Raw genomic sequence first — 11885 nt, forward strand, 5'->3', positions numbered from 1 at the left:
AGCGCGTCGAGGGCCGCGCCGAGCAGCGCGGCCCTGTTGTACGACACGACGACCGCGACGACGGAGGGGGTGGACATCCCGCCCATCCTAGTGGGGCCCCCGGGGTGCGAAGGTCGCCCGCCAGGTCTCGGGGGCGACCAGCGCGGGCGCGGCGGCGCGCCACCGCGCGGACACCGCGCCCCACCGCAGGCCGAGGCGCGCGTGCGTCACGAGGGTCGCGCCGAGCAGCCGCCAGAACCGGCGCGGGTCGCGCCGCAGCCAGACGCCCGAGGCGCCGTCGCCGGCCAGCACCAGCACCGAGTCGTGGCGCGGCGTCTCCCACCAGGTCGCCTGCTCGCGGGTGAGGGTCGACCCCGGGCTCGCGGCCGGGCGTGCCGGCCGGAGCTGCCGCAGCAGCCCGCCGAGCGCGACGCGCGCCAGCGCGGCGGCGGACGCCGGCCGCTCCCCCGGCCCGCCCGGGCGGGCGCGCACGGCGGCGACGTCGTAGGCCGGGTCGCCCGCGCGGTGCACGACCGTCTCCGGGTAGGCGGTCCCTACGGCGCGAGCGGCGGGGACCACGCGCTCGAGGTCGGCGTGCAGGTCGCCCGGGCCGGCGAGCACGTCGCGCAGCGCGCGCACGTGCAGGTCGACGGCGTAGTAGCGCATGCCGAGCAGCAGCTTGAGGTCGGTGGCCAGCAGCCCGGCCAGGAGCAGGCCGGCCCGCGGACGGCGGGCGTGCAGCAGCGCGGCGGCGACGCGGTTGCGCACGTGCAGGTACGCCTGCCACTCGACCGTGTCGTCCTTCTCGGTCCACGCCACGTGCCACAGCGCGGCGCCCGGCAACGCGACGGTGGCGTGGCCGGCGTCCCGGGCCCGCAACCCGAACTCGGCGTCGTCCCACTTGAGGAACAGCGGCAGCGACAGCCCGACGGACCGCAGCACGTCGGTCGGCATGAGGCACATCCACCAGCCGTTGAAGTCGCTGCGGCCCCGGGCGTGCAGCCACGGGGTGTCCCGCAGCGGCCCGGCGGCGAGGTCGTGCCACTGCTGGTCGGCGCGGGGCGGCCCCCAGTTGAACGAGCGTTCATGCACCACCTCGCTGAACGAGTTGAGCACCGTGGGTCGGTTCAGGTCGAGCATGTGCCCGCCCACGACGACGGGCGTGCGCGCCGCCCGGTGGAACCGGATCGCGCGCAGCAGCGCCTCCGGCTCCACCTCGACGTCGTCGTCGAGGATCAGCACGGCGTCGGCGTCCGGACGGTCGAGCGCCTCGAGCATGCCGCGCGAGAAGCCGCCCGAGCCGCCCAGGTTGCGCTGCTCGATGATGGTCAGCCGGTCGCCGAGCGCGGCCGCGACCTGGGGGTACGCGGGGTGGTCGACGACGCGGCGCGAGCCCTGGTCGACGACCAGCACGGTGCCCACGGCCTCGGCCAGTGCCGCGGACCCGGCGATCCGCTCCAACGTCGCCACGCAGAACTCGGGCTTGTCCATGGTCGTGATCGACAGGCAGACGTCACCGGACCGGCGGGGCGCCACGTCCACGAGCCAGCGTCCGCCGGACACCACGACGTCGCCCTGCCTGGCGTCTACCTCGAACCACAGCCAGCCGCCGTCGGCAGCGCCGGCGACGTCGGCGTCGATCGTCACGGTGCCCCCGTCGGGCGCGACGTGCGCGGTCGCGACGACGGTCCGCGCGCCCGCGGCGTCCGACCGGACCAGGGACACGACACCCTCACCGGCGGCGTCGACCTCCAGCCGGACGGCCGCGACGCCGGCCCAGCGCACCCAGTACGACGCCGGGAAGGCGGAGAAGTAGGCGGCGAGCCCCTGGGCGGAGCCGGCGGGCACGCGGAGCGTCCCGCCGTCGAGGACGGCCGGACCGTCCTCGACCACCAGGGCGCGACGGTCGGCCGGGACGGACAGGATCAGCTGTTGCGCGAGGTGCACCCGGGTGAGCCTAGCCGCGCCGCACGCGCCGCTTGACGCGCGAGCCGAGGGCACGGACGAGCTCCCGGCCGCTCGCGTCGGCGACGGTCGTGCCGGACTGCCCGGACTTCCCGGGCTTCGCCACCTTGGCGGCCTTGGCGTCCGCCTTGCGACGCGCGGCGGCCTCCTCCTCGAGCCGGGAGACCTCCTCCCGGGCCTTGGCCAGCCGCTCCTCGTCGCGACGGCCCTGCCGGACCACCCCGAGGATCGCCTCGACGGCGGCGTCGATCGGCACGACGGCGCTGCTGAGCCTGGCCTCGTCGCTCGACGGCACCTCGGCGCCCAGGAGCGCGAGGTCCCCGACGACGCGCACGCCGGACTCCCGGACCTGCTCGACGTACCGCTCGGCCCGCGTGTGCGCGACCTCGGCGGCCCACGGGGGCAGGACGAGCTTGGTGTCGTGCTTGCCGGGCTTGCGGCGGTTGAGCACCGAGACCGACTCGGTGTCGCGCAGCCACTTGCAGTACTCGAGCCAGGTGAGCTGCGGCCGCATGCGCTTGTTGAGCGCCCGGAACAGCTCCGCCTCCTCGAGGGACATGCCCCGGTTGCTGGACCTGCCGTTCAGCTTCGCCGTGCTCAGCAGGCCCGGCTCGAGGCCGAGCATCGACTCGAACGCGTCGAAGAGGAGCGCGGGCGTCGACTTGTCCACGACGACGACGGTGACGTTCTGGGCGCCGAAGGCCTCCGCCCAGCGCGACACCACCCGCCCCTGGTCGATCCGGTCGCGGAACGAGCTCAGCTCGGACTCCGGCTCGTCCGACAGCACGCCGCGGAGCCACGGCTCGAAGCCGGCCGTCTCGCCCTCCTTGGTCATCTGCTGCCACAGCGACGGCAGGAGCGCGCCGTAGCTGCGCAGCGTGACGACCACGTGGGCACGCTCGCCCAGCTCCTCGCGCCAGCGCGCGGCCGTGGCGTCGTCGGCGTTCGCGCCGAACTCGTGCCCGATCCAGATCCGGTTCTCCGTGTCCCGGTCGATCTCGGCGCGCAGCTTGCGCCACGCCCCGTGCACGGGGGTGGTCCCCCAGCCCCAGGAGTGCCCCATGAAGTCGTTCACGGCGCTGCGGTGGTTGAAGGTCTTGCCGGGGTACCGGACGCCGTTCGCCAGGAGCTCCGGCCGGAGCGCCGCGGCGGCGTTCTGCAGGCTCGTCGTCCCGGTCTTCATCAGTCCGATGTGCAGCAGGAGCGCCCGCTCGGGCAGCTCCAGCGACTCGGCCTGCGAATCGGCCTGGCCCGCGCTGGTCGACATGCCATCTCCTCCGGGACCGCTGGTCCCCCTCGACGCCGGGTTCGTCCCGCCGACGGTAGCCCGCCTCCCTGCGCGCGGGCTGAGGGCTCCGGCGCGCCGCCCGGCCGGTCCGACAGCGACGCCGCGAGGTTACCAGCGCGCCAGCGCGACGTGGCTGACCCGCACCTTCTTCCCGTCGTCCACCTTGCGGAGGGTGACCGTCCCGTCGACGTGGCCGGAGAGGGTCAGGGAGAAGATCCGGTCGCCGTCCGACGGCTTGTTGAAGTCGAACGTGCCACGCACCTTGCCGCCCACGAGCACCTGGAGCTTGCCGTCGCCGGGCGCCGTGGCCCCCCGCACGACCACCCGGTGCACCTGGTTGGCGCTCTTGAGGCTGATCGTGGCCCCGCCCTTCGCGGTCTGGTACGCGTAGTCGCCGTAGTAGGCCGTGTGGTGCACCTTGGACCACGCGCTGGAGATCGACCACGACTTCGGCATGATCGTCGTGCTCGTCCAGACCAGGGTGGTCATGGGCCCCCGGTGGTAGTTCTTGCTGACGGCCCGGACCGCGATCTGCATCGCCTGACCCCGGTCGAGGTCGACGGTGACCGACCGGGCCGTCGTGGCCGACTTGAGCACGCGCCAGTAGTTGGTGCTCGGCAGGTCGGAGCTCCAGTGCGCCCGGCGGTAGAGCACCTGGTAGTAGCGGGCCCCGGACACCGGCTTCCACCGGTACGTGGCCCGCGTGGACCACTGCACCGGCGACTGCGCCGTCGTGGGGGCGTACCGCGCCGGGGCGCCGACCGCCCACCGGATCGGGCCGTACTTCTTGATCGCCGCCTGCCTGCGGGACTCCGCCGCGCTGCGCAGGGACGACATCTTCGCGGCCAGGTAGCGCCCGGGACAGGCCGTCTCGTTGGTGGTGCGGTGCATGAGCACGGTCGGTACCCGCACCCACGTGCCGGGTCTCGCCCGGGTCCCCGTACCGGTGCTGCCGCCGGTCAGGAGGGTCGTGGTGCCCTTGGCGTTGATCTTGTACTGGTACGCCTTCCAGGCGATCACCTTGGTGATCCCGGAGAGCAGGGCGCTGGTGGGCTGGGCGGTGTCGAAGTTGCCCATCGCGGACACGCCGATCGTGCCCGTGTTGTACCCGCCGGCCTGCGCGCCGATGGGGTTGTCCACGCGCGCGTCCTTGCGGCCCTGGAAGATGTTGCCGAACTTGTCCACGAGGAACTGGTAGCCGATGTCCGGCCAGCCGCGGGACTTCGTGTGGTACGCGTAGATGCCGCGGACCAGCGCCGCGGACTGGCTCTCCTTGTAGCTGTTCGTCCCGGCCGTGTGGTGCACGTAGATCGCCTTGAGGGTCTTCGACGTCTCGGGCCAGCGGCCGGCGAGCGACTCGTCGGCGCCCCACGCGGACCGCGTGACGACCGAGGGGCGGATCTCGAAGCCGGTCCCCGCGTCGGCGGAGGACGCCGGGGCGGAGCCGCCGACGTAGGCGTCGGCGCGGGACGTGCCCGGGTCGACGACGTCCACCTGGAGGCCGCGCGGCGAGGACCCGTCCGCGGTGCGCACGCGGGCCTGGACGCCGTCGGCGCCCGTCGACACGATCGGCTCGGTGCCGGCGCGGCCCCCGTCGACGGTCACCCCGTCCAGCCCGAGGGACTGCCACGCGGTCCAGCGGCCGTCCTCGCGCACCCGCACCGCCACCTCGGTGACCTCGGCGGGCGTCGACTCGTCCCAGGTCACCCCGGCGACCAAGAAGTCCTGCGTGCTCGTGCGCTCGCTGAGCGCCGCCAGCTCGCCCTCGTCCGGCTCGGTGGCCGGGAGCGCCGTCGTGTCGCCGTCGGGGGCGACCTTCTTCGCGATCTCGGACCTCGGGGGGTCCTCGTGGTCGTGCCCGACGACGTCGTCGAGCGCGCCCTTCTGGTGCCGGGCGTCGCGGTCGATGCCGCGCACGGGCACGTGCTCCACGTCCGGGGCCACGGCGTGCGCCTCCGGGACCGGCAGGGACACGGTCGGCAGGAGGACTCCTGCGAGGGCCAGGGCCACGACGGTCGTCGTCGTGGCGACGGTCCGGACCGTCCTTCGGGCCATGCTCGTCGCCGTCATGCTCGTCTCCGCTCGTCCACCATGGTCGCGCCGGGCACCTGACCCGCTCGACGGTAAGGGGTGTCTCGCCCACCGGCACCCTGAGCGGGCGAGCGTTCCGGATGCTGGGCGCTCACCCCTGGGGCACAGTGATCGGAGGGGGTGTTCACGATGATCGACGACGATCGCACGGACGCGCGCGCCGGCTGGGGGGCCGCGCGCCGTCGACCACGGACAGCACGCCGCGTGCTCGCCGCGGCGGTGGCGGCGCTGGTGGCGCTCGGTGGCGGCACGGTGGCCGCGACGTCGGCCCAGGCCGCGGTGCCGAGCTCGTTCACGCTGACCGGCTCGGGATTCGGCCACGGGGTCGGGATGCCGCAGTACGGCGCGTACCAGATGGCGCGCCAGGGCACGACGGCGGGGCGCGACATCCTCGCCTACTACTACCGGAACGCCGCGGTGGCGTGGCGCACGACGCCGTACAGCACCCTCGTGCAGGTCTTCGGCCCGGACCCGGGCGGCTCGACCGCGTACGGCGACCGCAAGGCGTCGACGACGGTGACCGTCACGGGCGGGAACTGGCGCCTGCGCAGCCCGGAGGGGACCACGCTGGCGCACGGGTCGGGCACGGAGACGTTCACCGTGGCCACCACGGCGGGCGGACGTTCGCGCATCACCGTCAACGGCACCCGGTACTACGGCAGCCTGCTGCGCATCCACTGGTCCGGCACGCGGTACTACCAGCCGTCGGGCCCGAAGGCGGTGGCGACGGTCGCGGGGGCGCACGGGTCGTACCGTCACGGCCGGCTGACCGCGACCGCACGCCAGGGGTTCCCCAACATCACCAACGACGTGCTGCTCAACACCGAGTACCTGTACGGGATCGCGGAGATGCCGTCGTCGTGGGGGCTCAACGGGGGCAAGGCCGCGCTGTCGGCGCAGGCCATCACCGCCCGCTCGTACGCGATGTCGAGGTCGACGGTCCGGGACGCCTGCCGCTGCAACGTCGTCGACGACGTGCGCGACCAGTACTACTCGGGCTGGAAGAAGGAGAACGAGGGCACGGACGGCCGGTACGGCAAGGTCTGGGTGTCGGCGGTCCGCGCCACGCTGCGCAGCAGCACCGAGGCGCGGGTGCTCACGTACGGCGGGGTCCCGGTCGCGGCCCACTACTACTCCTCGAGCGGGGGGCGGACGGCGAACTCGGAGGACGTGTGGTCCGCGACGATCCCCTACGAGCGGTCGGTCGCGGACCCGTACAGCAAGGCCGCGCCCGGGAACTCGTACGCGTCGTGGACCCGCAGGCTCACACAGGCGCAGGCCCGCACCCTGTTCGGGCTCCCGGACGTGAAGTCGATCAAGGTCACCGCGACCTGGTCGAGCGGGCAGGTACGGACGCTCACCGCGACGTCGTCGGGGGGCAAGATCGCCAAGGTCACGGGCAAGGCCGACGCGATGCGGTCGAGGATCGGCGCCCGCACGACGGCGGGGTCCATGCCCGCGGCCTGGATCACCAAGGTCACGGCGGTGTCCTGACCGCGGCGCCGCCTCAGCCGTCGACGGTGAACGCGTCGAGGTCGATCCCGTGCCCGGCGAGGACGCGGCGCGCCCGCTCGACGTCGGCGTCGTCGAAGAACTGCTTCCACTGCCCGATCGAGCCGTCCCGGGTGAAGTAGCCGTCCAGCTTCACGACCATCGACCGGCCGGTCTGCTCCTCCATGGCGCGCACGACCGAGATGTCCGACAGCGCGAGGGCGCGGTCGACGGCGTCGTCCACCAGGGGCAGGCCGAGGAACCGCACGACCTCCCGGAACCGGAGCCCCGGGTCCTCCTTGAGCGACTCGTAGGAGGCGACGTGCACGTCCGGGTCGTCGCGGTAGCTGTCCAGGGTGAGGTAGTGCAGCGCGTACACGTCGAGCATGCGCTCGATGACGTCGCGCGGGTGCGCCGCGTCGTCGCGGTGCTGGGGCCGCTGCTTGATCGTGTAGTGGTACAGCGACACGACGTAGTCGAGCGGGTTGCGGTACAGCATGATCTTGCGGCCCGGCGAGAAGACGAACGGGTCGAGGTCGTGCCGGAAGTGCTGCATCGTCACGTCGGAGACGCCGTGCGCCGCGAGCAGGGTGGTCGGCGTGCGGTACGGCTCCGCCTCGCGGAACACCTGCCACCGGTTGTTGCCGTAGAAGTCCTGCAACAGCTGCGGGTAGGAGATCGGGCGGCTCACGTCCGGGTCGGCGAGGGCGCGCGCGTAGTTCGTGAGGAAGAACCGCATCCAGTGGGTGCCCGACTTCTGGATCGTCGCGACCGTCACCACGTCGGCACGGTGCAGCCGGCCGAAGGCGTCCGCGAACTCGGCCCCCCGGGCCGCGGCGAGCGTCCCCAGGCGCCACCGGGCGACGTCGCCCAGGTAGCGCAGCGCCTCCCCCGGCTCCTCGGGCTGCGCGGCGAGGACCTCGGCGTCCGCCCCGGCCCGCAGGCCGGTGAGCGCGGCGGCGAGGCGCGCGTCCTTCGACGTCGTGCCCGCGTGCGCGGCGAGCGTGTCCCAGTCCCGGGTCAGCAGGGCGGGGCCGAGGTGCGGGGGCAGGTGCTCCTCCGCCACGCTGCGGACCTTGCGTGCTGCCCTCGACGCCGCTCTCGGTGCCGCCTTCGATGCCATGAGCCAGCGAGCCATCGTCACTTCCTCCGGTTGCGGTAGTACTGCGCGAGGATGCCGCTGCCGACCGCGACCGTCGCGACCGGGCCCTTGGCCCGCTCGAGCGTGCGCAGCGCGTCGCGGCGCCGGCCGAGCCGCATGCTCGCGACGGCGAGCTGGCGCTGCTCGGTGGTGGTGAGGCGGCGCTTGCGCGCCGTCTCGCCGAGCAGCCGTGCGGCGGGCTCGGCCCGGCCGGCCGCGAGGTGCGCCTTCACCGTCCGCAGCACCTCGGCCGGCGGTGCGGCGACCGTCGTGGACAGGTCGGTCTGGCGGCGCAGGTCCCGGATCAGCTCGTTCTTCTCGGTGTCGCCCAGGTAGTCGAGCCACTCCAGGTCGAGGGTGTCGTAGCGGTCGTCCCCGCCCGCCGGCTCCCACGGCTTCTTGCCGACGTAGTGCAGCACCCGCACGTCCTCGTCGTGGAAGAGGGCCGGGTGGTGCGAGAAGATCCGCTTGGTGGTGTTGTTCTCCGGCGGCAGCGCGCGCCACGAGTCGAAGAAGACGTTGAGGAAGCCCTGGTCCCCGCCGTCGTACGACGGCGTGTGCGCCAGGCGGGCCATCATCGCCTCGAACATCGCGTACGACGGCGTGAACGCGAACACCCCGGAGTTGAAGACGTCCGGGTTCGGCGCGTCGAGGCCGGCGTCCGGGACGGCGGCGAAGTCGTCCCCCGCGAACAGGTCGTCGATGCTCCGCCTGACCACGGCGTCGCTGTCGACGTAGACGGCACGGTCGAGGAAGTCGAGCCGGAAGACGTGCAGCTTGGTGTACGTCGCCGCGAACCGCTCCTGCACCTTCTGGCGGCGACCGCCCCGGGCGCCGCCCCGCAGGATCGGGTTCGCGATCGGCGGGACGTCGAGGGTGAGGATGCCGCTCGCCGCGAGCGCCGCCTTGTCCGCGTCGGGGGTGCACAGCGCGACGAGCGGCACGTCGGTGACCCGGCGGAGCGAGTTCGCGAGCGCCCGCGCGCCGTGGTGGTAGGAGCCGGAGACGACGGTCACGTACGCGCACCGGCGGCCGTCGACCTCCTTCCACAGCGGGCCGTCCACCTTCGGCACGGTGAGCGCCTGGACCCCCTCGGTGGCGGGCAGCTCGATCTCGACCGTGTCCTTCGTGGCGCCGACGGTCTCCCCCGGCGTGAGGGCCGGGCGGTCCGCCGGCAGGTCCTCGGCGGGCGGCACGTACAGGTGCAGCATCTCGGACTGGCTCACCGAGCGGACGGTGGCGTCGGGGTAGGCGGCGAGGCACGAGCGCAGGAACGCGATGTCGGTGTCGAGCCCGTGCGCCGCCTCGTAGCCGGGGGCGGCGTCCTTGGCCTGGAGCCCGAGGTCGGCCACCTGCGGCATCGTGTACCCGTAGCGGACGTCCTTGGACTCGTACAGGTCGATGCCGGCCAGGTAGACCTCGCGGAAGCCCACGCCGAGGCCGAACGCCAGGGCCTGCATCCCGGTCGTGGGCAGGCCGGGGCGGCTCATGAAGTGCCGTGCGAGCCGCGGGTTGCGGGCGGGCACGGCCCACGAGTCCAGCTCGACGACGTCGGTGAGCGGCTCGAGCCCGTACTTGTCGCCGTCGCGGTGCGCGGCGTGGCGCATGGGCGAGGCGATGCGCTGCACGTCGTAGCGGCCGGAGCGGATCTCGTCCTGCAGCAGCTTCTCGAGGCGCTCGTGCGGGACGGCGCTGAACCACGCGTCGACCCGGTCGCCGAAGTGGTAGTTGCTCTCCAGGAAGAACCAGTTCATCCGGAAGACCACCACGTCGGCCGGGATCCGGCGGTAGGGCGGCATGGCGGACGACGGGCCGTTGCCGACGATCAGCAGCGGCCGGTCGACGAGGTCGGCGAAGGATGCGATCTCCGGGTCGCCCGGCTCTCGGCCGAGCGGGACGCTCCGCATGGTGGGCATCGAGGGCTCCTGTCTGGTCGGTGCTGCTGGTCGGTGCTGTCAGTGCCGGTGGGGCACGGTGATGGTGGGCGCCGAGGTGGGCGCCGGCGTCGTCGTCCGGGCGGGGGCGCCGAGGGCGGCGGCCACGCGTCCGGCGGCGTCCTGGACGTGCGGGAGCAGGTCGAGCTGCAGGGCGCGCACGTCGTCGCGGTACTCCTGCTCGCGGGCGAGGACGTCGAGCGCCCGTTCGGCGAGCCGGGGGCCGAGCCGCGGGTCCCGGGCGTCGAACCCCCACCCGGGCCGGCCGACGTCGTCGAGGAAGTAGCGCATCTTCGGGTGGGAGACGAGGCTCAGCACGGGGGTGCCCAGGCCGAACGGGATCATCGTGGCGTGCCCGCGCATGCCGACGACGAGCGACGCCCGCCGGTAGACGCCGAACGCCTCGCCGGGGTCCATGAGGTGCAGCTCGTCGACGGGCAGGTCGAGCCCGTGCGCGTCGCGCAGGTCGTGCGCGAGCCGGGTGTCGCCGCGGGTGTGGGCGACGACCCGGACCTCGGCGCCCGCCCTGCTCGCCCGGGCGACGACGTCACGCACCTGGGCGAGGAAGGTCCGGTAGCCGCCCTGGAACCGGCGGGCGGACCGGTCGAACGCGGCGTTGAGGAGGACCCGGCCGGTGCCGGTCTCGGCGGCGGGCAGGTCGGGGTGCAGCCGCTCGTACACGGTCGTGGGGCAGGGCACGAACCGCACGCGGCCGGCCAGGTCGTCGGGCAGCAGCGCGCGCACGCGCTCCATCGAGCCGTGGTTACGCAGCCCCACGAGCTCCGCGCGCCGGGCCAGCGCCACCAGCCCGTCGCGGAACCGGGCGCCGTGGAACTCCTGCCCGTCGAAGAGGTTGTAGCCCACGGCGAAGACGAACAGGGGGACGTCGAGCGCCGCCAGGGACGCCGCCGGCACGTTCCACTGCCAGCCGCTGTGCCCGTTCGGCGCGGTGTCCGGCAGGAAGAGGCCGCCGCCCCCGACGACGAGGGCGCGCTGGGCGTTCGCGACGCGGACCCGGTCGGCGTCGAAGAGCTGGTGCGCGTGGAAGGGCACCCAGGTGCGCGGTCCGGCGGCGTCCTCGACCGCCTCGCGCACGGCGAGCGGGAGGGCCACGTCACCGAAGTTGCCGCCGGGGTCGACGTAGAACGCCACGTGGCCGACGCCGTCCGTGGGGGCGTCGTCGGGGGCGGGGGTGCGCGGGTGGAGGGCGTCGCGCCGCAGCCCCCGCACCGCCCGGGCGGGCGCCCCGGCGGCGAGCGCGAGGTCCGTCTCGGCGCGGACGCCGTCGTGGTCGTGCCTCACCCAGGCCACGCGCGCGGCCTGCAGGTGCGCGGCCGCGGCGGTCGCCGCGTCGTCGGCGCTCCCCGCCACCGCCAGGAGGGTGCGGGCCTCGGCGTAGCGGCTCGTCGCGGTCAGGAGCCGGGCGAGCAGCAGCAGCGCGGGGCCGGTCAGCGCCTCGGGCAGCGCGGGCAGCCCGCGCAGGAGGTGCAGGGCGCCGTCGTGGTCGGCGTCGTCGGCGAGGACCGTCGCGCGTGCCACGAGGTGCGCGACGCCGGGAGCGTCGAGCTCCGAGACGTGCAGCGCGCCGCCGTCGAGGAGCGGTCCGACGAGCCCGTCGAGGTCCCGCACGTCGCCGTCCGCCACCGCGCAGGCGACGTACCGCACCGCCGCGGCCTCCACCGCGCCCGGGGAGCGCCACGGCGCGGCGAGCAGGGCACGGCGCGCCGCACCGACCCGGGCGCCGTCCACGGGACGGGCGTCGACCACCGCCCGCAGCGCGAGGGCCCGGCGCAGGTCCGCCACCCGCGCGCACGCGGCGGCGGCGCGCTCCCGGACGGACCCCGTGGCCGCGGCGGCGAGCAGCGCGGCGGCGCCCTCGTCGTCGCCGTCGAGGGCCCGCAGGCACCCCGCCAGCTCGACGGCGGCGGGCCCCGCGCCGGGGGCCGCGAGCAGCAGGTCGACCAGCGGGCGCGCCTCCTCGGGGCGGCAGCCGTCG

General features: G+C 74.4%; 7 protein-coding genes. 1 reads left to right on the plus strand and 6 read right to left on the minus strand.

What is annotated here, in order from left to right; all coding sequences use genetic code 11:
* Positions 1 to 87: 87 nt before the first annotated feature.
* From ACFT55_RS14590 to ACFT55_RS14600, 3 genes are all read right to left on the minus strand, one after another.
* Positions 88 to 1926 (minus strand): glycosyltransferase, encoded by a 1839-nt coding sequence (locus ACFT55_RS14590; RefSeq protein WP_380244561.1) that lies wholly within the window; start codon positions 1924 to 1926, stop codon positions 88 to 90.
* A 10-nt stretch (positions 1927 to 1936) separates the two neighbouring features.
* Positions 1937 to 3211: a hypothetical protein gene (locus ACFT55_RS14595; protein ID WP_380244562.1), complete on the minus strand. Its 1275-nt coding sequence runs from the start codon at positions 3209 to 3211 to the stop codon at positions 1937 to 1939.
* 129 nt (positions 3212 to 3340) lie between these two features.
* On the minus strand, positions 3341 to 5302 hold the full coding sequence (locus ACFT55_RS14600) for an N-acetylmuramoyl-L-alanine amidase (RefSeq protein WP_380244563.1): 1962 nt from the start codon (positions 5300 to 5302) through the stop codon (positions 3341 to 3343).
* Positions 5303 to 5452: 150 nt separating this feature from the next.
* On the opposite strand from ACFT55_RS14600, the gene ACFT55_RS14605 reads away from it, so the two are divergent.
* Positions 5453 to 6817, plus strand: a complete 1365-nt coding sequence (locus ACFT55_RS14605) for a SpoIID/LytB domain-containing protein (protein ID WP_380244564.1) — start codon at positions 5453 to 5455, stop codon at positions 6815 to 6817.
* Positions 6818 to 6830: 13 nt separating this feature from the next.
* On the opposite strand, the gene ACFT55_RS14610 is transcribed toward ACFT55_RS14605, so the two are convergent.
* The 3 genes from ACFT55_RS14610 to ACFT55_RS14620 all read right to left on the minus strand — a co-directional run.
* On the minus strand, positions 6831 to 7952 hold the full coding sequence (locus ACFT55_RS14610) for a sulfotransferase domain-containing protein (RefSeq protein WP_380244565.1): 1122 nt from the start codon (positions 7950 to 7952) through the stop codon (positions 6831 to 6833).
* A gap of 2 nt (positions 7953 to 7954) precedes the next feature.
* Positions 7955 to 9871 carry a glycosyltransferase gene (locus ACFT55_RS14615; protein WP_380244566.1) on the minus strand — a complete coding sequence of 639 codons (1917 nt, stop codon included), beginning with the start codon at positions 9869 to 9871 and terminating at the stop codon, positions 7955 to 7957.
* Positions 9872 to 9910: 39 nt separating this feature from the next.
* On the minus strand, positions 9911 to 11885 hold a 1975-nt coding region (locus ACFT55_RS14620; protein ID WP_380244567.1), incomplete at its 5' end, for a polysaccharide pyruvyl transferase family protein.

This window comes from Isoptericola sp. NPDC057191 (genome assembly GCF_042670225.1).
GTDB lineage: Bacteria > Actinomycetota > Actinomycetes > Actinomycetales > Cellulomonadaceae > Isoptericola.